The sequence below is a fragment of the Sphingopyxis sp. PET50 genome (genome assembly GCF_025244705.1).
In the GTDB taxonomy this organism is placed as follows: domain Bacteria; phylum Pseudomonadota; class Alphaproteobacteria; order Sphingomonadales; family Sphingomonadaceae; genus Sphingopyxis.
In genome coordinates this window covers 700,616-725,857 of record NZ_CP104207.1, presented here as the reverse complement: position 1 = coordinate 725,857, position 25,242 = coordinate 700,616, and the positions used below count along the sequence as shown (strand labels likewise).

Sequence of the window (25,242 nt, the reverse complement as noted above, 5' to 3'; positions counted from 1 at the left end):
ATTGCTCCGAAATGGGAGTATTGGGTTTTTCTTCGCAACCCGTTATAGTCGATCCATGCCTGCCGTACGCCTTTTGCCGCCCACCCAGTTTTTCGACCGCGACGAATGGGCCGCGATCACGCGTGTTTCGCCGTGGCGCGGCATCTGGCTCGTCGCGCATGGCTGGATCGTCAGCATCGCGGTGCTGGGCCTCGCCGCCTGGCTGGCGAATCCGCTCGCGTGGCTCGCCGCGATCATCCTCGTCGGCGGCCGCCAACTCGGCTTCGCGATATTGATGCACGACGCCGCGCACGGGGCGCTGCATCCGAACCGCAAAATCAACAATTTTCTCGGCGACTGGCTGACCGGCGCGGCGGTCGGGTCGGACCTGATCGCGTACCGCACCTATCATCTGCAGCACCATAAATTCACGCAGCAGCCCGAAGACCCCGACCTGTCGCTGTCGAAGCCCTTTCCCACGACGCGTGCCAGCCTGGGGCGCAAGGTGCTGCGCGACCTGACCGGCCAGACCTTCTTCAAGCAGCGCGTTGCGCAATTCGGCTTCGCGACCGTCGGGCTGAAGGCGATGCTGCGCGGCGAAAAGCCCGAAAAGGGCAAGGGCGGGACCAAGGCGGGCACGCCCTTCAACAAGCAGTCCGACGACGGCATGACGTCACCGACGACCGACGTCGCGGGCGCGATGGCGGTGACGCGCGCGGTCGGGCGCTTCCTGCTCGTGCAGGCGGTGCTGCTCGGCCTGTCGCTCGCGCTCTACGGCTGGACGCCCTATCTGCTGTGGCTCGCGGGCCTCGCGACGACCTTCCAGCTCTATCTGCGCATCCGCAACATCGCCGAACATGCCTGCACCACGACCGGCAGCCAGGACCCGTTCAGCCATGCGCGCACGACCCACGCGGGCTGGCTCGCCCGCGCGACCGTCGCGCCCTATTGGGTCAATTATCACGCCGAGCATCATCTGTTCATGGGCGTGCCCTGCTACCGCCTGCCGGAGGTCCATGCCGCCCTGGGGCGCGCGGGCAAGCATGAGGCGATGACGATCGCGCCAAACTATGCGGCGGTGCTGCGTCAGGTGACTTCGCTGCCGGCCTCCGCCTGACCGGCCAGCATCACCGTCCCTTCGGCCAGCCAGCCGCCGAGCCACCCGCCGAGCGCCTGCATCGCCGCCGCCTCGCCCAGCCGTTCGAGCATATGCTCACTGAGCACGGTGAAGCTGCATCCCTCGGCGATCAGCCCGAGCGCCGCGGCTTCGTCCGCGCCGAGGGTGCGGAATTGCGGACTGCCGCCCTGCCGCCAGACGAGGATCGTCTCCGCCTGGTCGCGCCGTTCAGCCTCGGGCGGCACCTCCTCCGCCTCGAGCGCGTTCCAGATCGCGGCGATGTTGAAGGAGGCGGCCACGAACTGCGCCGACGGCACCAGCGTCAGCGGCGCAGCGATCCACGCGTCGCCAAGCGCGCCGACTGCATCGGCATCGAGCGGTTCGGCATCGGGCGCGTCGAAGGCATCGCGCAGCGCCCAGTCGAGGCGCGCCAGCTCTTCGAGTTCGCCATCTTCGGGAAAATGCCGCGCCAGATAATCGGCGAAGCCGCCGCCATAATAGCGCAGGTTGCGGACCATCGACGGCTGCGCATCGACGAAGGCGCCGGCCAGCCGGGCGAACTGCTCCTCGCCCAGATAGAGGTGCAGCCGCTCATAATGGTCGGCGAGGATGCCGGTCACGTTCGCGCGGTAATTGTTGCGATAGATGTCGAGCCGCCGCGTCGCACCGACGCGATTGTCGTCGACGATCAGCCGCTCGGCCTCGGCCTCGCCGCGGATCACCCCGGCGAGGAACAGCGCCTGCACGTCGCGCAGCGCCTCAGCCATGCGCAACTACCGGTTCGCGCAGCGCGGCATCGGCGACCGACCGCGCGCGGTCGAGTTCGGCGATCACGTCGGCCAGCGGCGGAATGTCGTCGTCGCGCTCGATCATCGTCGCGAGCGGGCCGAACGTGCGGATGGCCCGGGCATAAAGGTCCCACACCGCGTCGCAGACGTCGTGATCGTGGGTGTCGATGACATAGTCGCCCATGTCGCTGTGCCCCGCCAGATGCACCTGCTGGATGCGGTGCGCGGGCAGCCCGGCGAGATAGTCGATGGGATCGAACCCATGGTTGCGCGCGCTGACATAGATATTGTTGACGTCGAGCAGCAGCAGGCAGTCGGCGCGCTCCGCCATCTCCGCCAGAAATTCCCACTCGGTCCGGTCCGACGAGCGAAAGGTGACATAGGAGGACGGATTTTCGATCAGGATGCGGCGGCCGAGATGGTCCTGCACCCTGGCGATATTGTCGACGACGCAGGCCAGCGCGGGCGCGTCATAGGGCAACGGCAGCAGGTCATGCGTATTGTGCGCATTGATGCCGGTCCAGCACAGATGATCGGACACCCACAAGGGCTCGATCCGTTCGGCGAGCGCCTTCAGTTCGGCCAGATAACGGCCATCGAGCGGCTCGTCGGACCCGATCGACAGCGATACGCCGTGCATCACCACCGGATAGTCGGCGCGGATGCGGTCGAGCATCGCCAGCGGCCGGCCGCCGGGCACCATGTAATTTTCGGAGATGATCTCCAGCCAGTCGACCCGCTGCGGCGCGGCGACATAGTCGGGATAGTGGACCGTCCGCAGCCCCAGGCCAAATCCCGGCGAGGCGATGGTCTTGCGGTTCGCGTCGCGCATGGCTGGCTCCGTCGGGCCGGCGGCCCGGCATCCCCGCGATGGAGACGCCGGGCCGCCCACCCCTGTCATCCGGCGTCTATCAGAGGCTGGCGATCGTCTTGAAGCCGGTCGCGCCGCAACCGCCCGAAGCCTTGCAGCTGCTGGCGTCGGTCTTGGCATCGGTCGTGCCCTTGCAGCTCGACGCGTCGGTCTTGTCATCGGGCTTGGCGTCGCCCTTGCAGCCCGAAGCACCCTTGCAGCTGCTGGCATCGGTCTTGGCGTCGCCCTTGCAGCCCGAGGCACCCTTGCAGCTGCTGGCGTCGGTCTTGGCGTCGCCCTTGCAGCCCGACGCGCCCTTGCAGCTGCTGGCATCGGTCTTGGCGTCGCCCTTGCAGCCCGAAGCACCCTTGCAGCTGCTGGCATCGGTCTTGGCGTCGCCCTTGCAGCTGCTGGCATCGGTTTTCGCATCGCCCTTGCAGCCCGAAGCGCCCTTGCAGCTGTTCGCTTCATAGGCCGAGCCGGCGGCGGTGCCCGCGTCGGCCGCGACCGCGGCGCTCGAGAGGGCGATGGCGGTCGCCGACGCGGCGATCAGCCCGGCGAGTTTGTTGCTGGTCATGAGTTTACCCTTCCCTTTGGTTGTCCATTTGAGGCGGGGCAGCGACTCACCGCCCCCGGTGTCTTTTTCACACGACCCGGTGACACAATGGCATGATCTGGATCACAGGGGGAAGATTTTTCAACCCCATGGTTTCGCGGTCCTTTACCCCTCGGCGCGAAAGCGGCCCGCCGCGCGGTCCTTCACCGTGGTTTCGGGATCGAAGATCATGCCGTTCATCGCGACATAGACGCCCGGCGGCAGGGTCTGCGCGGCGGCGAGCGCGAAGCCGACGTTGAATTCGGCATCGCTCGCGCGCACCGACGCGGGCTGCATCGCGCCGGTCAGCACGATCGTCTTGCCGGGGATGCCGGCGAGCACGCGCCCGGTCGCGACCATCGTGTCGGTGCCATGGGTCACCAGAATGCGATCCGCATCGCTCGCGGCGACCGCGGCGCGGATCGTCTCGCGGTCGGCGTCGGTCAGTTCCAGACTGTCCTTGCGCATCAGCTGGGTGACGCGGTGCGGGACATGGACGTTGTTCTCGCGCAGCATGTCGGGGATCGCCGCGGGGCCGATCTGAAATTCCGACAAGGCGTCGAAATAGACTTTGTCGATCGTGCCGCCGGTGGTGAAGATGTCGATCATCGGTATCGTTCCGCTCACACAACGCGTTCAAAAATGCCGTTCGCCCTGAGCTTGTCGAAGGGCCGTCCTTTTCTGTTGTGGCTCAAAGGAAAGAACGGTGCTTCGACAAGCTCAGCACGAACGGGGGAATGGGGTCTATGGGCTTCAACTCAACGCCTCCGCGATCAGCCGCAGCGCGTATTGTCGATGCCGAACAGCGCGATGAAGCTGCCCATGCGCGGCCCCGCGCTCGACCCGAGCAGCGTCTCGTAGAGCGCCTTGAACCAGTCGCGCAGAGTCTCGAACCCGTATGCTTCGTTCTTGCCGATCTCGTAGACGATATTCTGGATATCGTCGGCCGAGGCGTCCGCGGGCAACGCCGCAAGCTTTGTGTCGAGTTCGGCCAGCGCCGCGCCCTCGCCGCCCACCGGCTTGCGCCGGTTCAGCGTCGGGGCGACATAGTCGCGGTTATAGGCCATTGCATTGTCGATCAGGCGGTCGAGCTCCGGATAGGCCTCGGCGCTCGCGCCCGCCACATATTGGCCGAGATAGCGCCAGATCTGCTCCTTCGACGCATCGGCGCCCATCACCCCGACAAGGTTGAGCAGCAGCCCGAAGGTCACCGGCAGTTCGGTCGCGGGAACCTGCTCGCCGCGCGCGACATGGACATGATGCACGGGGTTTCCGAGCTTCTTGTCGCCCTCCTGCGCCGGATAATGCCCTCGCATCTGCAGATATTCGTCGACCGCCTTCGGCACCACGCCGATGTGAAGCTGCTTCGCCGCCTTGGGCTCGCGATAGGCGAAGAAGGCGAGGCTTTCCTCGCTGCCATAGGTCAGCCACTCCTCCATCGACAGGCCGTTGCCCTTCGACTTGGAAATCTTCTCGCCCTTTTCGTCGAGGAACATCTCGTAGATCAGCCCCTCGGGCTTTTGCCCGCCGAGCGCGCGCGCGATCTTGCCCGACTGGGTACCGCTGTCGGTCAGGTCCTTGCCGTACATTTCATAATCGACACCGAGCGCGACCCAGCGCATCGCCCAGTCGACCTTCCACTGCAGCTTGGCGCCGCCCGACAGGATCGAATGGGTGATCGTCTCGCCCTCGTCCTCGAAGGACACGAGGCCCTTGTCGGCATCGACCACCGTCACCGGCACCTGCAGCACGATGCCCGACCTGGGGCTCACCGGCAGGACGGGCGAATAGGTCGCCGCGCGCTCGGCGCGCAGCGTCGGCAGCATGATGTCGAGAATCTCCTGATTGTGGCGCAGGACATTCTTCAGCGCCTCGTCGAAGGCGCCCGACTTGTAGCGCTCGGTCGAGCTGACGAACTCGTACTGGAAACCGAACCGGTCGAGAAATTCGCGCAGCATCGCATTGTTGTGATGCGCGAAACTCTCATATTTGCCGAACGGGTCGGGAATATCGGTCAGCGGCTTGCCGAGATGTTCGCGCAACATGTCCTGCTGCGGCACATTGTCGGGAACCTTGCGCAGCCCGTCCATGTCGTCGCTGAACGCCACGAGCCGCGTCGGCGCGGCGACCCCGGATTCATTGGCGGTGAGCGTTTCATAGGCGCGGCGGACCATCGTCGTGCGCAGCACTTCGTTGAAGGTGCCGATATGCGGCAGGCCCGAGGGGCCATAGCCGGTCTCGAACAGCACGGCCTCGCCGCCCGGCTTGCCCTGCGGATAGCGTTTGATCAGCTTGCGCGCTTCTTCGAACGGCCAGGCCTTGGACGTTTGCGCGGGCTCGCGCAGCGACGGGTGGAGGTGCAAGTCAGTCATGGCAGCGCCCATAGCGGCAAGCGGCGGCAATGGAAAGAAGCCCGGAAAACTGCGCAACTTCATTCGCGACCGGCGTTTGTCTGTGCCAGGGATCCGCGCCCTGCCGTGCCGATACGACGTGGCGCCACAAGCCGTCAGCCCCGAGCCGGACGTGATTCGGGCAGCGGCGACGGGTGGCGAGGAAAACCGCAGAAAACTGCGCAACTTTACACTGGAATCGCGGGACTGCCGTACAGTCCGCCCCCCTTAAGGACGCAAAGGCCCCGCATGGGCGCACCATTTTTGTGGCTTTTGTGGCTTTAGCCCGAAAGGCAGGTGCGAGCGGCATCGACCAGTATCAAACATGCGGGAATAAATTAGGAAAGCCGATAGTGACGGTATTTCCTGCAGGGTCGCGACGGCGGCTATCGGGCGGGAGGGGTCGTTTATCTCCCCTCCCGCAGGCGGGAGGGGTTGGGGGTGGGCAGCGACGTTGCAATGGCCCACCCCGCTGCGACTAACGAGCAAGCTCGCAAGTCTCGCTGCCCCTCCCGCTTGCGGGAGGGGAAACCGGTTCATTCCTCAAATGTCCACTCCCCACCCCAAAGCCATCGACACCGGCTTCGCAAAGGCCCTGCCGGTACACCTCCCGCTACCCGCGCGGCTGCGTCGCGGGCATGAAGCCGCTCTTGCGCAGCAAGGCCGCCGAGATCAGCGACACCAGCAGCGCGACCGGCAAAATCTCCATGAAGGTCAGCGCCATGCGGAACAGCGGGTTCTTGTACTGTTCGGCCATCGCGTTCATCTCGGCCGAGAATTTCGCGATCTCCGCCGCCGATTTGCCCGCCGCGCGCATATTCTCGATGCTGCTGGCGATATATTCAGTCATGAACGTCCCGCCGGTCAGTGCCATATAGACTTCCCAGCTGAGCACATAGAAAAGCGACGACACGCCCGCGATGCCGAGCCCGACCATCAGCGCCCTGCCGAAACCGATCACCCCGCCAAGATGGACGTCGCGATAGCGTTTGACGCCGACGAACACGAAGATCATCGCCGCCAGCATCGACAGATAGCCGGCGACCATGCCCATCGTGCCGTGATCGGAAATGACGGCCATGCTGGTGTACATGCCCAGAATGACGATGACGCCCGAGATGACGCCGTAGACTGCGATAATCCTGCCCATGATATGTCTCCCCGATTGGTGGATGCCATGCGGGATGGACCGGAACAACGGACGAAATCGATCGCCCATATGGGTGATCTGGGGGTGATCGCCCGATTTTACGGCAAAATATCGAGCGCCTGCGCCTTTTGCACCGCCTGCGTCCGGCTCGCGACCTCCAGCTTCTCATAGAGCCGCGCGATGTGCGTCTTCACCGTGTTGGGCGAGATGTCGAGCCGCCGCGCGATGACCTTGTTGGCATGGCCCGCCGCCAGCATTTCGAGCACCTCGCATTCGCGCGCGCTGATCCCGAGTGATGCGATCGCGGCGTCGTTGCGCACAAAGCCCCGGCGCGGCCGCGCGGTCAGCCGGTTGCCGACCCAGATGCCGAGCGCGACGCACAGTACCGCGATGCAGGCCACATAGAATTCCGTCGACCAGCGATAGACCAAATGCTTGTAGTTCAGCCATTCGAGCAGAAAGGCCACGGCGGCGAGCGCGATGCCATAGAGGATGATCGGGCGGGCCATGGTTCGGGGTAAACCATTCCCGGCTGGCGCTGGCAACAGGCCGCTCAGCCTGCCCAGCCACTGGCGCTGTCGGCGACGATATGGAAATCGACGCGTACCGCGCCCGCGCGCTCGAACTGCAGGACCACCGGCACGCTGCCGTGCAGCCACCAGCGGCGCGTTCAATTCCATCAGCATCAGGTGGAGCGGCGTGCCGGGCTTGACTTCGGTCCGCGCGCCGGGCGCGATGGCGAGCGGCCAGTCGCTCTCCATCGACACTTTCGCCCCCTGCCGGACGACGCGGTGCAGTTCGACGCGCGCGGCGCAGGCGCAGCGCGCCGACAGCAACCGGTCGGGCGTGCCGCCGAGATTGGCGATGGCGACATAGGCGGCGGCATCGCTCCCCGGCCCGGACGAGATCACGGACGATCGCACGCGAGACCTGCAGATGGTCGAAGGCGATCGTTCCCGGCGCGGGGGCGGGGCCGACCGCCGCGAACTGAATCGAAACGAGCGGCACCCAGCCCTCGCCCTCGCGCTTCTCGGATTCGGCCGCATAGCCGCCCGCCGGATCGAAGCGCAGCCTGTTGCGGATCGCCATCGCCTTGCCCGCGGGGCCAACATAATCCTCGTCGGGGAAATCGAAGCCGCCCGCGACCGGGACCGCCCGGCCCTCGCTATAGCCGCCGTCGTCGGCGAAATAATGATAGCGGATCGTGCCGTCAGCACCGCCCCGGCGATAGAGGGTGATGCCGCCATAGGGTTCGGCCCCGCCGGTGACGATATGCCGGTCCTCCAGCGCCGTCCCGCCTTCGATCAGCCGGTAGCAGTGCGTATCGCGTGCCTTGCCGCCGGGAAATTCGCCGCTCCAGCACTGCCCCACGAGCGGCGCGAAGAGGTCAGCGAGCGCGGGTTGTTCGTCCGCCGCCGCCGCAGGCGTCGCGGCGAGCAGGCCCGCCATCATCACTGCCATGCGCATCGCCCGCTCCTCCCGCCGGTTCTCCACCCCGTCTATCGCGACTTGAACGTTCAATCAAGTTATCGCACGCCAAGCATCATTACCGGAAAATTTACCATCTTTTCTTAGCCTCTCCCCATGATGACCAGCAGCACCCCTCTCAGCCCGCGCCAGCATGTGCGCGCCAGCGTGTCGATCGACGTCGTCGTGAATGGCGTGCTCAACATGGTCGAGGGCCGCATCACCGACCTGTCGGAGGGCGGCGCGCGGATCGAGGGCGGGGCGATCCTGCCGGTACGCTCGCGCTGCGAGATCCATTATGCGGGCCAGACGGTCTATGCGATCGTGATGTGGGCCGAGACCGACCGCATGGGCGTGCGCTTTCCCTATGAACTGACCGACGGGCCGCTCTACAACGCGCTCGACCGCGCGCGCAGCGCCTGGCCGAGCGAGTACGGCGCAGGTGTTCCGCTCGATGCGGCCGGTGAGTTTCGGGCGGCGCGGGTTGAATTGAACCGTCTTCGCATTGTGCATTTGTCGTCGCCCCCGCGAAGGCGGGGGCCGTCGTCGGTTTACACAGCGGCGCGGGAATAGGCCGATTGAGGCCCCCGCCTTCGCGGGGGCGACGCTTCATGCTCCAGGATGGCAACCCATCCTTGCCGCGTTCCTCTTTTGTCCCTACCCTGCGGACATGCCGCAGCCTCTCCCCCTGCCCGCGATCCATGCCAGCCATGTCGGCATCTGGCTCGCCGACGCGCAGAGCCGCGCGCGGCGGGTCGACCGGGGCGAGGCGATCGCGGCGGTCGCGGGAACGCCGCATATCTTCATCAACGCGCCGCTGACCGGCGACCGGCTCGGCTATCCCGAATTGTCGGGGCTCGACCTGCTCGAACTCTTCGCCTTCCTCTTCCCCGCACGCTTCGCGGTGCCGACGCCGGCAGGGATCGCCGCCGCGCTGGGCCTGACGGCGCCGAAGGATGAAGCCGAGGTCGCGGCTTTCCTGCCGCAGGCCGCCGCCGCGATGCTCGCCTGCCTCGACACCCCCGACTGGCCCGAGCGCGAAGGCGCCTGGCACGGACTGCAGGCGCTGGCGCGCCAGCGCTGGCCCTGGGCGCCTTTGCTCCAGCGGCAGGCCGCGCCCGAGCGCGACGAACGCTGGCTGTTCGCGCGCCTGCCCGAATGGGAGGAGGCGCCGCCGCGCGGCCAGCCGCGGCAGGTGACGATCGACGCCGACGATGTGACGGCGCGGCTCGACCGCCTCACCGGCGACGGCGCCGAACGGCGGACGGGGCAACAGGATTATGCGCGCGCCGCCGCCGGCATCTTCGCCGCCCGCGAACGCAGGGATGCGCCGCAGATGCTCGTCGCCGAAGCGGGCACCGGGATAGGCAAGACGCTCGGCTATCTCGCCCCCGCCAAGCAATGGATCGACCAGTCGGCGGGCGCGGTGTGCATCTCGACCTTCACCAAGGCGCTGCAGCGCCAGCTCGCGCGCGAGACCGAGCGGCTCTACCCCGACGCCGCGACGCACCGCGAAAAGGTGGTGGTGCGCAAGGGGCGCGAAAATTACCTCTGCCTGCTCAACCTCGAGGATGCGCTGCAGGGCGGCTTTTCGGGACGCGCCGCGATCCTCGCGCAGCTCGTCGCGCGCTGGGCGGCCTATACGCGCGACGGCGACATGGTCGGCGGCGACCTGCCCGGCTGGCTGCCCGCGCTGTTCCGCCGCAACGGCACCACCGCGCTGACCGACCGGCGCGGCGAGTGCATCTATGCGGGCTGCCCGCATTTCCGCAAATGCTTCATCGAACGCTCGGCGCGTGCGGGGGCACAGGCCGATATCGTCATCGCCAACCATGCGCTGACGATGGTGCAGGCGGCGCGTCCACGCGACGGAGGCGCTCCGGCGACGCGGCTGATCTTCGACGAGGGGCATCATCTGTGGGACGCCGCCGATTCGATGTTCGCCGCCGCGCTCACCGGACAGGAGGCGATCGAAATCCGCCGCTGGATTCTCGGCCCCGAAGGCAAGTCGCGCGGGCGGCGGCGCGGGCTGGCGGCACGGCTTGCCGATGTCGCGAGCTATGACGAAGCGGGCGACAAGGCGATCCAGGCAGCGATCGCCGCCGCCGCCGAATTGCCCGGCGACGGCTGGCTCGGACGGCTGGCGGAGAACGCGCCCTGGGGCGCGATCGAGCGCCTGCTCGCGGCGGTGCGCGGGCAGGTCTATGCGCGGGGCGCCGACGCCAAGGGCGACAGCGGCTACGGCCTCGAAACCGAGCTCGCCGATCCCGATGCCGAACTGGTCGCCGCCGCCGCGAGCGCCGCCGACGCGATCGAGGCGCTGCTGCGCCCGCTGATGGCGCTCGGCAAGCGGCTCGACGCGCTGATCGAGGACCCGCCCGACTGGCTCGACGGGCAGGCGCGCGCGCGCGTCGACGGGGCGCGCCACAGCCTCGGCACCCGGATCGACACGCTGGGCGCCTGGCTGTCGCTGCTCGGGCGCGTCGGCGGCCCCGCCGATCCCGATTTCGTCGACTGGCTGGCAGTCAACCGCATCGACGGGCGCGAGGTCGACGCCGACCTCCACCGCCACTGGCTCGACCCGGCGCGGCCGATCGCCGATATCGTCTACCGCCCGGCGCATGGCGTGCTCGTCACCTCGGCAACCTTGCGCGGGTCGAACGACTGGCACGATGCCGATATCCGCACCGGCGCGCGCCACATGGACGGCGGCGTCCGGCATTTCGCGGTGCCCAGCCCCTTCGACTATGCGCGCCAGTCGGAGGTCCTCATCGTCACCGACATCGCGCGCGGCGACCTCCCCGCGCTCGCGGGGGCGTACAGCCGAGCTGATCGAGGCGTCGGGCGGCGGCGCGCTCGGGCTGTTCAGCGCGATCAGGCGGCTGCGCATCGTCCATGCGCGCATCGCCGACCGGCTGGCGCGCGCCGGCCTGCCGCTGTTCGCCCAGCATGTCGACCCGCTCGACACCGGCACGCTCGTCGATATCTTCCGCGCCGACCCGCACGCCTCGCTGCTCGGCACCGATGCCTTGAGGGATGGCGTCGATGTCCCCGGCGATTCGCTGCGGCTCGTGGTGATGGAAGGCGTGCCCTGGCCGCGCCCGACGATCCTCCACGCGGCGCGGCGCGCGGCGCAGGGCGGCGCACGCTACGACGATATGGTGATCCGCGGCCGCATCGCGCAGGCGTTCGGGCGGCTGATCCGCCGCAGCGACGATTTCGGCCAGTTCGTGATGCTGTCGCCCAGCTTCCCCTCGCGGCTGCTATCGGCCTTTCCGCCGGGCACGCCGGTCCGCCGCCTGCCGCTCGACGAGGCGGTCAACCATGTCGCCGCGGCGAATGTCGAAAGAAGGAAAACCGCTTTTCCCGCCTTTTCACCGTCATGAGATTGCGGCACAAGGCCAGCGATCGAGGGGATGACGCCAAGGGTTCATATTCAGTTCCAGCACCGTCGAGGTTTGAAGAAAAATGGTCCAGTGCGAGGAGAGAAGGCGAAGGAATATGTCAATATTTCTAGACTTCTCGACGAAGCAATGGACCATTTTAATCAAATCCGAAGGACGTCCAAATGGCTTCCATCTCGGACCGAATCGCGCTTGTAAGGGCAACCAGCCCTCCCGGCGCGCGCTTCGGTCCGAGATGTTCGCCATTTGGACGCCTCGACGGTACTGGAACTGAATATGAACCCTAAGCGCGGGGAGCGATTTTGAAGACTTTGACCATCCTGCGCCATGCCAAATCGGGCTGGGACGCGCAGGTCGAGCGCGATTTCGACCGTCCGATCAACGCCCGCGGTCAGGCGCGGTGCCGACCTGATCGGCCAGTGGCTGAAGCGCCAGAACCTGCCCGTCGAGCGCATCCTCGCCTCGCCCGCGGTGCGCGTGACCGAAACGCTCGACCTGTTCCAGCCGGCCGCCGGGCTCGACGCTATCGAGCCGCATTGGGACCGGCGCATCTACCTCGCCTCGGCGGCGACGCTGATCGACGTCATCCGCGACACCGGCCGCGACGCCACCCATGTGCTGATCGCGGGCCACAATCCGGGACTGGAGGATCTGATCCTCGAACTGGTGCCCGACGATCCCGACGACGCTTTGCGTGCAGAGGTGGAGGAAAAACTGCCGACCTCGGCACTGGCGCGGCTCGAGATCGACATCGCCGACTGGCACGACCTCGACGTGAAGCGGGCGCGCTTCGTCGCCTTCATCCGCCCGCGCGACCTCGACCCGTCGCTTGGCCCGGCGATCGACTAGACCGGCGTGCGTTAAATCTGCATCATTACCCAAACCCGTTCGTGCTGAGCTTGTCGAAGCACCGCCCTTCTCTTCGACGCTGAAAGAAAGAACGGCCCTTCGACAAGCTCAGGGCGAACGGTTCATATTTAACGCACGCCGCTCTAACTCACATCGTCATTGCGAGCGAAGCGAAGCAATCCAGAGTTGAGATGCCTCCCTGGATTGCTTCGCTACGCTCGCAATGACGATTTTTTCAGCCCAGCGCCTTCGCCAGCCGTTGCCGCAGCGCGATCAAATCCTGTACCGGCACACCGCCTCCGCTTTCGATCGCGGGAGCGGCTTCAGCCGTCGCCTCGGCATGTCCATTGCCGCCCAGCGCCTTGCGCGCGCCCTCGACGGTATAGCCCTTCACATGCAACAGGTCGTGAATCCGGCTCGCCAGCGCGACATCCTCGGCGCGGTAATAGCGGCGCTTGCCCGATCGCTGCAGCGGCTTCAGTTCCGGAAAGCGCGTCTCCCAATAACGCAGCACATGCGTAGGCACGCCGATCCGGTCCGCCAGCTCGCCGATCGCGAGCATGGCGCCGTCGGCCTTGCCGCCGTCATCGGTGGCCATGGATCAGCCGCCCGCCACCCGGCCGCGCATCGACTGGCTGGCGCGAAAGGTCATCACGCGGCGCGGCAGGATCGGCACCTCCACGCCCGTCTTGGGATTGCGGCCGATGCGCTGCGCCTTGTCGCGCAGGACGAAAGTGCCGAAGCCCGAGATCTTCACATTCTGGCCGCTCAGCCAGCGCGTCGGACATATGGTCGAGGATCGATTCGACGATGGTCGCGGATTCGTTGCGCGACAGACCGACCACATGGTTGATCCGTGCCGCGATGTCCGCGCGAGTAAGAGTCCCTGCCGCCATGATTGTCCCTCCCGTGACGAAGCCATCCCTGTTCGGGCCCCGCCGGTCCCCCACCGTCACGAGTCCCGGTCACCTATGTAACAAAAGCGAATTAATCCGCCAAACTGAAACGGATGGAGCGTGGAGTTAAAGCGGTGAACGCTTCCCCCCTCCCGCAAGCGGGAGGGGAACTCTTCAGACGCGCAGGACCGCGGCGCCCCAGGTAAAGCCGCCGCCCATCGCCTCGAGCACGATCAGGTCGCCGCGCTTGATGCGCCCATCGCGGACCGCGAGGTCGAGCGCCAGCGGGACCGACGCCGCCGACGTATTGGCATGCCGGTCGACCGTCAGCACGATGCGTTCGGGGGGCAGGCCCAGCTTTTTCGCGGTGGCGTCGATGATGCGCTTGTTCGCCTGATGCGGCACGACCCAGTCGATATCGGCCGCCGACAATCCGACGTCGGCCATCACCTCGCCCAGCACCGACGCAAGGTTGGTGACCGCATGACGGAACACTTCGCGGCCCTGCATCCGCACATGGCCGACGGTACCGGTGGTCGACGGGCCGCCATCGACATAGAGCATGCCCGAATATTGCCCCTCGGCATGGAGCCGCGTCGCGAGGATGCCCCGGTCGTCGGCGACATCCTCTGCCGACAGCACGACCGCGCCGGCCCCGTCGCCGAACAGCACGCAGGTCGTCCGATCTTCCCAGTCGAGGATGCGGCTGAAGGTTTCGCTGCCGATCACCAGCGCATGTTTCGCGGCGCCGGTGCGCAGCATCGAATCGGCGACCGACAGGGCATAGAGAAAGCCCGAACAGACCGCCGCGACGTCGAAGGCGATGCAGTCGGGGGCGCCGATCAGCGCCTGCACCTTGGTCGCGCTCGCGGGGAAGGTATTGTCGGGGGTCGCGGTGGCGACGATGATCAGACCGATGTCGGCTGGTTCGAGGCCGGCGGCCGCCAGCGCCTGCTTCGCCGCATCGGCGCCCAGCGTCGCGGTCGTCTCGTCGGGTTCCGCGATATGACGGAAACGGATGCCGGTGCGCTCGACGATCCACTCGTCGCTGGTGTCGACACGCTCCGCCAGTTCGGCGTTCGACACGCGCGTGCGCGGCAGGGCCGAGCCGGTGCCGGCGAGAATGGCGCGCAGGGTCATGCCCCGGTGTCCCGGCGGAAATTGTCGAGATCCTCGGTCACCTGGCGCGTGATATCCTTTTCGACCAGCTCGGCGCAGACATGGACGGCGTTGGCGACGCCCTTGTCGTTGGCGCTGCCGTGGCTCTTGAGCACGACGCCGTTGAGGCCGAGAAACACCGCGCCATTGTGATTGTTCGGGTCGAGATGATGGCGCAGCAATTCGGTCGCGGGGCGCGAGATCAGGAAGCCGATCTTCGAGCGCGTCGACGAGGTGAAGGCGCGGCGGAGCAGGTCGGTGACGAAGCGCGCCGTTCCCTCGATCGTCTTCAGCGCGATATTGCCCGAAAAGCCGTCGTGGACGACGACATCGACATCGCCACGCGACAATTTGTCGCCCTCGATGAAACCGGCGAATTCCATCGGCAGATGCGTCGCCGCGCGCAGCAGTGCCGCGGCCTCGCGGATTTCGTCGGTGCCCTTGAGCTCCTCGGTGCCGATATTGAGCAAGGCGACGCGCGGGCGTTCGAGCCCCATCGCCGTGCGCGCATAGGCCGCGCCCATCACCGCGAACTGGGTAAGGTTGTTCGCGTCGCATTCGGTGTTCGCGCCAAGGTCGAGCATGACGACGTCATTGTCGCCGAGCGAGGGCAGCAGCGCCGCGAGCGCCGGCCGGTCGATACCCGGCATGGTGCGCAGCGCCAGCTTGGCCATCGCCATCAGCGCGCCGGTGTTGCCCGCCGACAGCGCACCGCCGGCGTCGCCGCGTTTCACCGCGTCGATCGCCAGCCCCATCGAGGTGCTCTTTGCCTTGCGCAGCGCCTGGCTCGGCTTGTCCTCGCCGCTGACGACGCCGTCGGTGTGGATGATGTCCGACGCGGCACGCAGATTTGGGTGGTTTTCGAGCGCCGCCTTGATCTGCACCTCGTCGCCGACGAGCAGGAAGCGCAGGCCGTCGTGGCGATGGCGCGCCATCGCGGCGCCGGCGAGCATCACGCGCACGCCAACGTCACCGCCCATCGCATCAATCGCGATTCGCGGTGTGAGACTCATCCGAACGCTTTCCGGTTAAGGCTTAGGCGCCGACCGACACGACTTCGCGGCCGTTGTAATGGCCGCAGGCGTTGCAGAGGTTGTGCGGGCGCTTCAGCTCGCCGCAGTTCGGGCATTCCTGATAGGCTTCGACCTTCAGGCTGTCGTGGCTGCGACGCATGCCGCGCTTCGAGGGCGAGGTTTTTCGCTTGGGGACGGCCATGATAATTCCTGCTTATTCAAATGTTTGTACGAATCGGCAAACCCGGATTTGTCGCCCCCGTCGCCGAGAATGACTGGCCCGCCCGCCGCGCCGAAGCCCGTCCTGCCTTGAAATGACAAGAAAATCTTCCGCCGGAGGGTGCCTCAACGCCAGATGGTGTCGGGTGCCGGATCGGGCGCGGCTATAGCGTTTTTGCCCGCAAAGGCAAGCCCCGTGGCGTCCCCGCGCGGCGGCCCTTGCCCGCGCGCCGCCGCGGTGCCAATTGTCGCGCACCGCCGGGCACGCGTCCCGGCCAACGAGATGGGGGAAGCGATATGATTATCTTGCCGGTCAGCCTGACGATCGCCGCGGGGGCGGCGCTGATCAATCTGTGGCTGACGATGCGCGTCGGGCGCGTGCGCGGTCAGGAAAAGGTGTCGATCGGCGATGGCGGCAACGAGCGCGTCATCCGCCGGATGCGCGCGCACAGCAATTTCGTCGAGAACACCGCCTTCGTGCTGATCCTGCTCGCGCTGGTCGAACTCGGCACCGGCCCCTCGACCTGGCTGTGGGCGGTGGGCGCCGTCTATCTGGTCGGCCGCATCCTGCATGCGCTCGGCATGGACGGCATGATGTGGGGCCGCACGGCGGGCACGGTGATCACCATGCTGATCCAGCTCGGCCTCGCGGGCTTCGCGCTGTTCATCGTCTATGCGACGCCGGTGACCATCACCTCGACCGAAAGCTTCGAAACGGTCGAAGTCGCGCCGAAGTGACGTCATTCCCTTCCCGCAAGCGGGAGGGGAATTACACGCCCATCGCCATGTCGCTGACATAGGGATTGGTGCGCCGTTCCTGACCGAACTTGCTGTGCGGTCCGTGGCCGGGCAGAAACACCGTGTCGTCGCCGAGCGGCCACAGTTTCTGCGTGATCGAATCGAGCAGTTGCTGATGGTTGCCGCGCGGGAAATCGGTGCGGCCGATCGATCCCTGGAACAGCACGTCGCCAACGATCGCGAGCTTCGAGGGCTTGTGATGGAAAACGACATGGCCGGGCGTGTGGCCGGGGCAATGGATGACGTCGATGGTGAGGTTGCCGACGCGCACCGTGTCGCCGTCGGCCAGCCAGCGGTCGGGTTCGAAAATCTCGCCGGTCATGCCGAAACGCGCGCCGTCCTCGCCGAGCCGTTCGATCCAGAAACGGTCGTCCTCGTGCGGCCCCTCGATCGGCACGCCGAGTTCCTTCGCCAGCACGCCCGCCATGCCGCAATGGTCCATATGGCCGTGGGTGACGAGGATCTTCTCGACCTCGACCCCGGTCTGGCGCACCGCCTCGCGCAATTTGTCGAGATCGCCGCCGGGATCGACGAAGGCGGCCTTGTTGGTCTCGGTACACCAGAGCAGGGTGCAATTCTGCTGAAAGGCGGTAACGGGCACGATGGCGGCGCGGAGCGGCGGATTGGGAGCGTTCATGGCGCAAGATGTGGGGAAAAGCGCGCGAATTGGCAAGGGTGGCGAATGCCGGCTTGCGGGCGGTTGCGGTCACAAGCGATCCTCCCCGGAACGGGGAGGGGGACCAGCGAAGCTGGTGGAGGGGCACGAGCGGTTCGCCTTGCCGGTGAGGGCGTGCGCCACGGCTCGGTCCTTTGCAATGGGCAGGGCTTTCGGTCCAGTGTGGCGTAAACCTCCTGTGCCCCTCCACCACCCTTCGGGTGGTCCCCCTCCCCGTTCCGGGGAGGATCGGCAACGTCCGCTCCCTACCCCCAAACCGCCGCCTCAGCGCAGCGTCATCACATCGCCTTCGACATTCACCGCGTCGAGCTTCGACAAATAGCTCTGCCCGAGCAGTGACACGCCCATGTCGGCGTCGATCACCGCCGCCTGGACGCCGCGCACTTCGATGCCGTCGACATCGACGCTGCGCAGCGTCACCACGCGCATCGGGACGACGCCGCCCGCGGTGTTCGCGCTGCCGCCGATCGGCAGGCGGTCGACGTCGATGCCGATCGCTTCGGCATCGCGGCGGGTCAGCGCGACGACCGACGCGCCGCTGTCGACCATCATCCGGATGTTCGTGCCGTCGATGTCGGCGTCGGCATAGAAATGCGAATCGCCCGCGCGGTCGAGCCTTACCTCGCCCGACGACGACACATTCGGTGACACCGGCGATGCGCTGCCATGGCCGCGCGGCCGGGTCGTCCAGTTGCTGTCGTCGCGACCATCCGCCGGAGCCGCATCGCCGCCGTTGCGGGTCGCCATGCCGCCCACCGCGATCGAACCTGCCGCGAGGATGGCGGCCAATGTGATGAAACGCCCCAGCATGGGCGAGTCATAGCCGCGCCATGGTTGAGAAATGGTTAGATTTGCGGCTCCGTCGCCCCGCCCTCACCCTGTTCGATGAAGGCGCGCCACGCCGGGGATCCGCCGCGCAGGCTGTAGGCGATGCGCGCGCAGGCGTAGCCGCGCCCCGGCCGGTTGTCGGCCTCGCGCGCCGTCGCTCGGCCAGGCGCCCGCGCCATCCCCGCCCGCCGACCAGCAGACGAGCGCCTCGGCCTGCTGCCCCGCCTCGATCGCCGCGCGCTCGGCGGCGTTCAGCGACGCCGGCGCGCTCCAGCCGAGGATCGCCTGGCGGGCAGGACCGCCCGAAACGAGCGCCTCGACGAACGGGCTCGCGGGATCGGCGAGCAGCGCCCTGACGCGCGCGCGGTCGGCCGCGGCCAGCCATTGCCCGCCGAGCATCGGCCCCCAGCGCGCTTCGTCGCGCGACCGCAGCGCCGCAGCCAGCTCGGACGCCGCGGCCTCGAAGCGCGGTGTCCAGGCCGAGCCGGCCGCCAGCGGCGCCAGCCGCGAGGCCGGCGCGGCGGCCTCCGGTTCGGCGGGCAATAGCGAGGCCGGCTCCGCGTCGACGGGCACGGTCAGGGCGAGAGCGGCGGCGAGCGCCGACGGTATCAGCAGGGCACGCATGGGGGCATTCTAGCAGCAAAGGCCGTCCCTGTCATGAGTCGGCTGCCAGCCCCGCGCGCATCCACAAGGGGGCCGTCGCCGCGTCGATGCTCTCGACCCGCCGATGCTCGACCGACAGGCCGAGGTCGGCATAGGCGATCACCTGCCTTTTTTCGTCCGCCTCGGCGATCGGCACGACGACGAGCCGCCGGTTGACCTTTTGCCGCCAGTTCATCCGCGCGGTATTTTCCTGCCCGACGTAGCAACCCTTGGTGAAGCTGACCCCGTTGAGTTCGGCGGCGTTGCATTCGAGCCACAAGGTCGTCCCGTCGCCGAGTTCGGCGCGGCCCTCGGTGACGCCGAGCGCCAGCCGGTGCGCCTTCCACGCCGCATCCACGCCCGCCTCTCCGTCGGCGGGCGCGAGCCAGCGTTGGCCGAGGTCCGGCAGGCGCGGATCGACGACGCCAAGGTCGCCCTGGGGCGCCCAATGCACGCAAAGCTCTCCCTCGCGCTCGATCGTGATCGCGTGGCGCAGGCGATAGAGGGTCAGGCGCTTCGCCAGGTCGCCCGCGGCTTCGCGCTCGCAGTCGACGAGCAGGTCGTCGCCGTCGCCCCAGACGAGAAAATCGAACAGCACCTTGCCCTGCGGGGTCAGCAGCGCCGCCCAGACCGGCAGATTGCCCGAGACATCGTTGGTGATCAGCCCCTGCAAAAAGCGCCGGACATCGTCGCCCGACAGGCGGATCAGCGCGCGGTCGTGAAGGGTGGTGTTGGCCATCGAACGGACAATAGGGATGCCGCGCGACGACTTAAAGCCCCTCCCGCCTGCGGGAGGGGTTTGGGGTGGGCCTGAACGTCGAGTTCGGCTAAGCGCCGCAACGGACTCGCCCACCCCCGACCCCTCCCGCCTGCGGGAGGGGGGAGAAAATGATGACCGACCGCCTGACCATCCGCCGCCCCGACGACTGGCACGTCCATCTGCGCGACGGGGCGATGCTGGACGCGGTGGCGAAATATACCGCGCGCCAGTTCGCGCGCGCGATCGTCATGCCCAACCTGTCGCCGCCGGTGACGACGGCGAAGGAAGGCGCCGCCTATCGCGACCGCATCCGCGCCGCAGTGCCGGACCTCGATTTCACCCCGCTGATCGTCGCCTATCTGACCGACCATAGCGACGCCGACGAAATGGCGCGCGGCCATATCGAAGGCGTTTTCACCGCGGCGAAGCTCTATCCCGCCCATGCCACCACCGGCAGCGCGCACGGCGTCACCGACATCGCGAAGATTATGCCGGTACTCGGACGCATGGCACAGATCGGCATGCCCTTGCTGATCCACGGCGAGGTCACCGATCCCGACGTCGACATCTTCGACCGCGAGGCGGTGTTCATCGAGCGCACGCTGATAGGCCTCGTCCGCGACCTGCCGGACCTGAAGATCGTGTTCGAGCATATCACCACGGCGGAAGCGGTCGATTTCGTGACGGCCGCGCCCGCCAATGTCGCCGCGACGATCACGCCGCAGCATCTGCACATCAACCGCAACGCAATGCTGGTCGGCGGCATCCGCCCCCACGCCTATTGCCTGCCGGTCGCCAAGCGCGAGAAGCACCGCCTTGCGGTCCGCGCCGCCGCGGTGTCGGGGTCGCCCAAATTCTTCCTCGGCACCGACAGCGCGCCGCACGCGGTGCACACCAAGGAAGCCGCCTGCGGCTGCGCCGGCATCTTCAACGCGCCCTTCGCGCTCGAATCCTATGTCACCGTGTTCGACGAGGAGGGCGCGCTCGACAAGTTCGAGGGCTTCGCGAGCGAACATGGCCCCAATTTCTATGGCCTGCCGCTCAACGGCGGCACGGTCACGCTGGAGCGCGGCGAAACGGTGGTGCCCGAGCGTTGCGGCGAGGTCGTGCCCTTCCATGCGGGTGAGACGCTGGGGTGGCGGATCGTGTGATCCGTCGCCACCGCGAAGGCGGTGGCGACGCTGACTAGGCGATCTCGACGATCCGCTCGCCGCGCATCTTGCGCCACATGTCGAAGCTGAACACCGCGATGCTCGTCCAGATCAGCACGAAGCACGCCAGCTGCGCCGAGCTTCAGCGGCTCGCCGAACACGAACAGGCTGAGCAGGAAGGCGATGCTCGGCGCCAGATACTGCACGAAGCCCAGCGCCGCATAGCTCATCCGCCGCGCCGCGGTCGCGAACAGCAGCAGCGGCACCGCCGTCACCACGCCGCCCGCCGCAAGCAGCCAGCTGATCCCCGCGTCGGCCCCGAAGCCGCGCCCGTCGCCGATCCAGACGAAATAGACCGCCGCCGCCAGCGACGGCGGCAGCAGCAAGGTCGTCTCGATCGCCAGCCCCGGCAGCGAGCCCACCGGCGCCACCTTGCGGATCAGCCCATAGGTGCCAAAGGTCAGCGCCAGCGTCAGGCTGATCCACAGCGTGTCGAGCGCGCCCGCGAGCAGGATCGCGACCCCGACCGCCGCGATGGCGACCGCGACCGCCTGCAACCGGCTCAATCGCTCGCCGAGGAAGAACACTCCCAGCACCATATTGACCAGCGGGTTGAGATAATAGCCGAGGCTGGCCGCCAGCACATGATCGCTGAAGATCGCGAAGATATAGACGAGCCAGTTCACCGCGATCAGCACCGCGCTCGCGAGGAGCAGCCGCAGCGTCCGCCAGTCCTTCAGCGCGGCGAGATAATCCCCGATCTGGCGCCGGAACGCCATGATGACGAAGCAGAGCGGCAGCGACCAGACGATGCGCTGCGCCAGCACCTCGACCGGCGGGACCGTCGTCAGCAGCTTGAAGAACAGGGGCACGAAACCCCAGATGGCATAGGCGCCGAGCGCATAGGGCAAGCCGCCCTGATGGCTCCCCGCGGGGGCGGTGGGCTGGGTCATGGCGCGATCCGTTCCCGTGCGGCGGTCAGATGATGCCGCCGCCGAGCATCAGGCGGATGACGCCAACGACGATCACGACGATGTTCAGATTGCGGCCGCTCGTCCTGTCCGACATCGCGCCGAGCGCAAGGCCGATCACCGCGAACGGAATGATGACCCAATTGGCCCAGCCGAGGAAAGGAATGAAGGCGAAAACCGCGAGAATGAGCGCGATCACGCCGATGACGAGCGAACCGATGTTGAGCATGAAGCGAATGTCGCATGCCGCGCGGACCCCCGCAAGATGCTTTCGCTTCGTCGCCGACAACACTCGCTTCGTCTTGTTGCCTTGGGTTCATGCAACGCCTTCCGGCACGGCTCGTTCTCCCCTTCGTAGCGCCTGGCGCCCTCAAGGGAGCGGGACGCCGAACCAGGAAAGGATCAGTCATGACGCGTTTCACCAAGGGCCTGCTCGGCGCCTTCGCCGCGGTCAGCGTTGCCGCGACCGCGCCCGCCTACAGCCGGCATTTCGGCGGCAGCCGGCGCAGCAGCACGGCTATCACAAGCTCGATCAGGAAAACGGCTTCTACAAAAAGAAGAAGCGCGGCCGCTATTATGCGCGCGACCAGCGCGTCAACAGCAACACCCGCGTGTGGCGCGGCAATGACGGCCGCTATTACTGCAAGAAGGACAATGGCACGACCGGCCTGCTGATCGGCGCCGCAGTCGGCGGCCTTGCCGGCCACGAAATCGCCGGCGACGGCGACAAGCTGCTCGGCACGATCATCGGCGGCGGCGCGGGCGCGCTGCTCGGCCGCGAGATCGACCGCGACAAATATCGCTGCCGCTAAGCGATACCGAACCGTCACCGGTGCGGGTCCGAGACCCCTCCGCCCGCATATGTGATGGAGAGGGCGTCGGTCGAAAGACCGGCGCTCTCTACTTTTGGCGATCGGGTGGATTGCGAACAGGGGCGGCCGAGGGCAGCTTTGGGGTGGATTGCAGTCATTCCCCTCCCTTTTAGGGAGGGGTTAGGGGTGGGTAGCGAGCGCAGCGAGCAAGAGGGAAGAGCGCCGCCTTCGGCGGCCACCCACCCCCAACCCCTCCCTAAAAGGGAGGGGAGATCAACGTCCGCCTTCGCCCGATACCCGTGCGGCCCGCCGCCATGTTTGCCATCGACCCAATCGCCCCCTCAAGGGGAGAGGGCCTTATCGCCGCCTCAAGGGGAGAGGGTCTTGTCGCCGCCTCACCCCGTGCCGGACATTCCGGCCCCCTTGCCGCCGCCCCGCGCTTGGCGCACAAGTATCGGCCGTATCAAGGAGGAGGAGGATCATCATGCTCAACGGCCCGTTGCTCGTCACCGAGCGGCTGATCCTGCGTCCGCCCGCCGCCGAAGACTTTCCCGCCTTCGCCGAGATGTGCGCCGACGCCGAGACGATGAAATTCATCGGCGGCGCCTGCCCGCGCGCGCAGGCGTGGCGGCTGTGGTGCACGCTCGCAGGCGCATGGCACATCCGCGGCTTTTCGATGTTCTCGGTCATCGAGCGCGCGACCGGCGAATGGGTCGGGCGGATCGGGCCATGGGAACCCGCCGAATGGCCGAGCGCCCGAAATCGCCTATTGCGTCAGCGCCAAATATGCCGGCAAGGGCTATGCCTTCGAGGCGGCGGTCGCGGCGTGCGATTTCGCGGTCGAGTTCCTGAAGTGGGACGAGCTGATGCACTGCATCGACCCCGACAACCTTCGCTCGCAGGCGCTGGCGAAAAGGCTCGGCGCGGCGAACAGCGGCCCGACCCGCCTGCCCCCTCCCTTTCAGGACGCGCCTGTCGATGCCTGGAAACAGAGCGCCGACCAGTGGCGCGCCCGGCGCAAGGAACTGACGCCATGACCGACCGGCATGTCGACCCCGAACGGGTGCAGTTCGAGGCGTTCAAGGCGCTGCCGCGCGACACGAGGATCCACATGCTCAACCTCGTGCGGTTCAAGGATGCGGCGACCTATGCCGACGACCATCCTCTCGCGGGGCAGGGCCTGACCGGCGCCGAGGCCTATCGCCATTATGGTGCCGACAGCGGCCCGGTCTTCCGGCGCGTTGGAGGACGGATCGTCTGGCGCGGAACGATGGAGGCGATGCTGATCGGCCCGGACGGCGAGCGTTGGGATGCCGTTTTCGTGGCGGAATATCCGAACGGCGGCGCCTTTCTCGAAATGGTGACCGATCCCGTCTATCGCGAGGCAGTGAAGCACCGGCAGGCCGCGGTCGCGACATCGCGCCTCATCCGCTACGCGCCGGAGCGCGATTCGTCTCGCTCCGGTACAGTTTTCGGCTAACAAAGCCTTACCCGTTAACGCTCTTTATTCGCGCCTTCTTAACCAAAATCGGGCATTCCCTGAGACATGTTAAGGGAGTGTTAGCGATGATCTTGCGCGGAAAATGGCTGGTTGCTTGGCCTGCTGATGGCGGCGGCGCCGCTGGCGGGTTGCCGGGACAATCCCGACGCCAAGGCCGAACTGTCGCCGCTCGACGACGGCCTGACCAACGCCGATCCGGCGATCAAGGGCGCGCTCGAAGACAAGATCATGGTCGATCCCAAGCTGACCGGCCAGGCCAACAAAAATGCCGTGACGCCGGGCAACAGGCCCGTCGATGGCGGCATTCCGGCGGTCGCCGGGGGCAAGGCCGCCACCGCCGCCGAAGCCGCCGCCGCGCTGAAGGCCGGCAAGCTGCTCGCCGCGCCCAAGGCGCTGCCTTTCGAAGCCGGCTGCGACGGCTGCGACGCGAAACGCCCCGTCACGATCGGCGCGCTGGCGCGCGAGCAGGCGAGCGGCAGCTGCGACGCCAAGCTGACTTACAACACCGCCTGGGCCGACCGCCTGCCCGCCGCATTCAAACTCTATCCGCGCGCGACGCTGCGCGAGGCGGCGGGCATCGACGGCGGCAAGTGCAACATCCGCGTGGTCAATTTCCAGACCGCCGCATCGCTTCCCGCGGTACTCGACTATTACCACACGATGGCGGTCCGCGCCGGCTATTCGAGCGACCACCGTGTCAACGGCAGCGAACATATGCTCGGCGGCACCAAGGGCGATCTCGCCTATGTCGTCATGGCGCGCACCGATGGCGGCATGACCGACGTCGACCTGGTCGCTTCGGGCGGGCGCTGACGGGCGAGTCTTGGCGTTCCCCGGCGAAAGCCGGGGTCCAGAAGGCAAGTGCAGGCCCTCGTATCATGGGCCCCGGCTTTCGCCGGGGAACGGAAAATCAGGGCGTTCCGTTTCCTACGCCGGAACAGCTACGGCGTTTCGGCCTCCAATCGACACGATGGAAAAACCAAAAAGGCCCCGGATCGCTCCGGGGCCTTTCCTTGTGGGACGCAAACAGGTTTGCGTCAGACCTTGTCGCCGAGCGCGCCCTTGACCTTGCCCTTCAGATTCTGGGCCTCGCCCTTGCGTTCCTGAAGCTCGCCTTCGGCGCGCAGCCGTTCGTTGCCGGTCGCCTTGCCGACGGCCTGCTTGACGTTGTCGGCGGCTTCGTTCGCAATGCCTTTCGCCTTGTCTTTCAGTTCGCCCATGGGGAGTC

24 protein-coding genes and 6 pseudogenes are annotated in these 25,242 nt (G+C 67.0%); 11 read left to right on the top strand and 19 right to left on the bottom strand.

Annotated elements, in window-relative coordinates:
* The first annotated feature begins 55 nt into the window (after positions 1 to 55).
* Positions 56 to 1,096, top strand: a complete 1,041-nt coding sequence (locus N0A20_RS03795; RefSeq protein ID WP_260582676.1) for a fatty acid desaturase family protein — start codon at positions 56 to 58, stop codon at positions 1,094 to 1,096.
* Here the strand turns inward: N0A20_RS03795 and N0A20_RS03790 are convergent.
* The 7 genes and pseudogenes from N0A20_RS03790 to N0A20_RS03760 all read right to left on the bottom strand — a co-directional run bounded on the left by N0A20_RS03790 (position 1,066) and on the right by N0A20_RS03760 (position 7,780).
* Complete coding sequence (locus N0A20_RS03790; protein WP_260582675.1) at positions 1,066 to 1,863, bottom strand: DNA-binding domain-containing protein; 798 nt, start codon at positions 1,861 to 1,863, stop codon at positions 1,066 to 1,068. The two genes, N0A20_RS03795 and N0A20_RS03790, sit on opposite strands and share 31 nt — an antisense overlap.
* Entirely contained in the window at positions 1,856 to 2,716 is an 861-nt protein-coding gene (locus N0A20_RS03785) for a DUF692 domain-containing protein (protein WP_260582674.1), read from the bottom strand. The genes N0A20_RS03790 and N0A20_RS03785 overlap by 8 nt, the downstream gene beginning before the upstream one ends.
* Positions 2,717 to 2,795: 79 nt before the next feature.
* Positions 2,796 to 3,311 (bottom strand): hypothetical protein, encoded by a 516-nt coding sequence (locus N0A20_RS03780; protein ID WP_260582673.1) that lies wholly within the window; start codon positions 3,309 to 3,311, stop codon positions 2,796 to 2,798.
* A 144-nt stretch (positions 3,312 to 3,455) separates the two neighbouring features.
* The gene (locus N0A20_RS03775) at positions 3,456 to 3,938 is read right to left on the bottom strand and encodes an asparaginase domain-containing protein (RefSeq protein ID WP_260582672.1); all 483 of its coding nucleotides are present in this window, start codon (positions 3,936 to 3,938) and stop codon (positions 3,456 to 3,458) included.
* Positions 3,939 to 4,082: 144 nt separating this feature from the next.
* A pseudogene (locus tag N0A20_RS03770) lies at positions 4,083 to 5,701 on the bottom strand (lysine--tRNA ligase).
* Positions 5,702 to 6,332: 631 nt separating this feature from the next.
* On the bottom strand, positions 6,333 to 6,869 hold the full coding sequence (locus N0A20_RS03765; protein ID WP_260582671.1) for a DUF4199 domain-containing protein: 537 nt from the start codon (positions 6,867 to 6,869) through the stop codon (positions 6,333 to 6,335).
* A 98-nt stretch (positions 6,870 to 6,967) separates the two neighbouring features.
* On the bottom strand, positions 6,968 to 7,780 hold the full coding sequence (locus tag N0A20_RS03760) for a LuxR C-terminal-related transcriptional regulator (RefSeq protein ID WP_260582670.1): 813 nt from the start codon (positions 7,778 to 7,780) through the stop codon (positions 6,968 to 6,970).
* Between the two features lie 25 nt (positions 7,781 to 7,805).
* Between N0A20_RS03760 and N0A20_RS03755 the strand changes: the two genes are divergently transcribed.
* From N0A20_RS03755 to N0A20_RS03740, 4 genes and pseudogenes are all read left to right on the top strand, one after another.
* Positions 7,806 to 8,444, top strand: a complete 639-nt coding sequence (locus N0A20_RS03755; RefSeq protein WP_260582669.1) for a hypothetical protein — start codon at positions 7,806 to 7,808, stop codon at positions 8,442 to 8,444.
* A 9-nt stretch (positions 8,445 to 8,453) separates the two neighbouring features.
* On the top strand, positions 8,454 to 8,909 hold the full coding sequence (locus N0A20_RS03750) for a PilZ domain-containing protein (protein ID WP_260582668.1): 456 nt from the start codon (positions 8,454 to 8,456) through the stop codon (positions 8,907 to 8,909).
* A 97-nt stretch (positions 8,910 to 9,006) separates the two neighbouring features.
* Positions 9,007 to 11,722: pseudogene (locus N0A20_RS03745) on the top strand (ATP-dependent DNA helicase).
* A 320-nt stretch (positions 11,723 to 12,042) separates the two neighbouring features.
* A pseudogene (locus N0A20_RS03740) lies at positions 12,043 to 12,589 on the top strand (SixA phosphatase family protein).
* A gap of 235 nt (positions 12,590 to 12,824) precedes the next feature.
* On the opposite strand, the gene N0A20_RS03735 reads toward N0A20_RS03740, so the two are convergent.
* From N0A20_RS03735 to rpmF, 5 genes and pseudogenes are all read right to left on the bottom strand, one after another.
* A complete protein-coding gene (locus N0A20_RS03735; RefSeq protein ID WP_260582667.1) occupies positions 12,825 to 13,187 on the bottom strand; it encodes a MerR family transcriptional regulator in 363 nt (120 codons plus the stop codon).
* A 3-nt stretch (positions 13,188 to 13,190) separates the two neighbouring features.
* Positions 13,191 to 13,485: pseudogene (locus N0A20_RS03730) on the bottom strand (integration host factor subunit alpha).
* A gap of 174 nt (positions 13,486 to 13,659) precedes the next feature.
* Entirely contained in the window at positions 13,660 to 14,625 is a 966-nt protein-coding gene (locus N0A20_RS03725; protein ID WP_312846596.1) for a beta-ketoacyl-ACP synthase III, read from the bottom strand.
* On the bottom strand, positions 14,622 to 15,656 hold the full coding sequence (gene plsX / locus N0A20_RS03720; protein ID WP_260582666.1) for a phosphate acyltransferase PlsX: 1,035 nt from the start codon (positions 15,654 to 15,656) through the stop codon (positions 14,622 to 14,624). Before plsX ends, N0A20_RS03725 begins: the two co-directional genes overlap by 4 nt.
* 22 nt (positions 15,657 to 15,678) lie before the next feature.
* Positions 15,679 to 15,858, bottom strand: a complete 180-nt coding sequence (gene rpmF / locus N0A20_RS03715; RefSeq protein ID WP_056348227.1) for a 50S ribosomal protein L32 — start codon at positions 15,856 to 15,858, stop codon at positions 15,679 to 15,681.
* 314 nt (positions 15,859 to 16,172) lie between these two features.
* Between rpmF and N0A20_RS03710 the strand changes: the two genes are divergently transcribed.
* Entirely contained in the window at positions 16,173 to 16,613 is a 441-nt protein-coding gene (locus tag N0A20_RS03710) for an MAPEG family protein (protein WP_260582665.1), read from the top strand.
* Positions 16,614 to 16,644: 31 nt separating this feature from the next.
* Here the strand turns inward: N0A20_RS03710 and N0A20_RS03705 are convergent, their stop codons facing one another.
* The 4 genes from N0A20_RS03705 to N0A20_RS03690 all read right to left on the bottom strand — a co-directional run bounded on the left by N0A20_RS03705 (position 16,645) and on the right by N0A20_RS03690 (position 19,558).
* On the bottom strand, positions 16,645 to 17,310 hold the full coding sequence (locus N0A20_RS03705; RefSeq protein WP_260582664.1) for an MBL fold metallo-hydrolase: 666 nt from the start codon (positions 17,308 to 17,310) through the stop codon (positions 16,645 to 16,647).
* 303 nt (positions 17,311 to 17,613) lie between these two features.
* A complete protein-coding gene (locus N0A20_RS03700; protein ID WP_260582663.1) occupies positions 17,614 to 18,159 on the bottom strand; it encodes a TIGR02281 family clan AA aspartic protease in 546 nt (181 codons plus the stop codon).
* A 63-nt stretch (positions 18,160 to 18,222) separates the two neighbouring features.
* Complete coding sequence (locus tag N0A20_RS03695) at positions 18,223 to 18,801, bottom strand: hypothetical protein (RefSeq protein ID WP_260582662.1); 579 nt, start codon at positions 18,799 to 18,801, stop codon at positions 18,223 to 18,225.
* Positions 18,802 to 18,832: 31 nt separating this feature from the next.
* A complete protein-coding gene (locus tag N0A20_RS03690) occupies positions 18,833 to 19,558 on the bottom strand; it encodes a YgfZ/GcvT domain-containing protein (protein WP_260582661.1) in 726 nt (241 codons plus the stop codon).
* A 152-nt stretch (positions 19,559 to 19,710) separates the two neighbouring features.
* On the opposite strand from N0A20_RS03690, the gene pyrC reads away from it, so the two are divergent.
* Entirely contained in the window at positions 19,711 to 20,730 is a 1,020-nt protein-coding gene (gene pyrC / locus N0A20_RS03685) for a dihydroorotase (protein ID WP_260582660.1), read from the top strand.
* A gap of 218 nt (positions 20,731 to 20,948) precedes the next feature.
* On the opposite strand, the pseudogene rarD reads toward pyrC, so the two are convergent.
* Both rarD and N0A20_RS03675 read right to left on the bottom strand, forming a co-directional pair.
* A pseudogene (gene rarD, locus N0A20_RS03680) lies at positions 20,949 to 21,683 on the bottom strand (EamA family transporter RarD); the annotation flags it as partial.
* 25 nt (positions 21,684 to 21,708) lie between these two features.
* Positions 21,709 to 21,990 (bottom strand): hypothetical protein, encoded by a 282-nt coding sequence (locus N0A20_RS03675; protein ID WP_409574723.1) that lies wholly within the window; start codon positions 21,988 to 21,990, stop codon positions 21,709 to 21,711.
* Between the two features lie 322 nt (positions 21,991 to 22,312).
* On the opposite strand from N0A20_RS03675, the gene N0A20_RS03670 reads away from it, so the two are divergent.
* From N0A20_RS03670 to N0A20_RS03650, 4 genes and pseudogenes are all read left to right on the top strand, one after another.
* Positions 22,313 to 22,513: a glycine zipper 2TM domain-containing protein gene (locus N0A20_RS03670; RefSeq protein WP_312846595.1), complete on the top strand. Its 201-nt coding sequence runs from the start codon at positions 22,313 to 22,315 to the stop codon at positions 22,511 to 22,513.
* A 484-nt stretch (positions 22,514 to 22,997) separates the two neighbouring features.
* Positions 22,998 to 23,550: pseudogene (locus N0A20_RS20500) on the top strand (GNAT family N-acetyltransferase).
* Positions 23,547 to 23,993 carry a DUF1330 domain-containing protein gene (locus N0A20_RS03655; RefSeq protein ID WP_260583811.1) on the top strand — a complete coding sequence of 149 codons (447 nt, stop codon included), beginning with the start codon at positions 23,547 to 23,549 and terminating at the stop codon, positions 23,991 to 23,993. Before N0A20_RS20500 ends, N0A20_RS03655 begins: the two are co-directional and overlap by 4 nt.
* 111 nt (positions 23,994 to 24,104) lie before the next feature.
* On the top strand, positions 24,105 to 24,827 hold the full coding sequence (locus N0A20_RS03650; RefSeq protein WP_260582659.1) for a hypothetical protein: 723 nt from the start codon (positions 24,105 to 24,107) through the stop codon (positions 24,825 to 24,827).
* 224 nt (positions 24,828 to 25,051) lie between these two features.
* Here N0A20_RS03650 and N0A20_RS03645 read toward each other — a convergent pair whose 3' ends face one another.
* Positions 25,052 to 25,234, bottom strand: coding sequence for a CsbD family protein (locus tag N0A20_RS03645; RefSeq protein ID WP_260582658.1), 183 nt, complete (start codon positions 25,232 to 25,234; stop codon positions 25,052 to 25,054).
* Between the last annotated feature and the right edge of the window lie 8 nt (positions 25,235 to 25,242).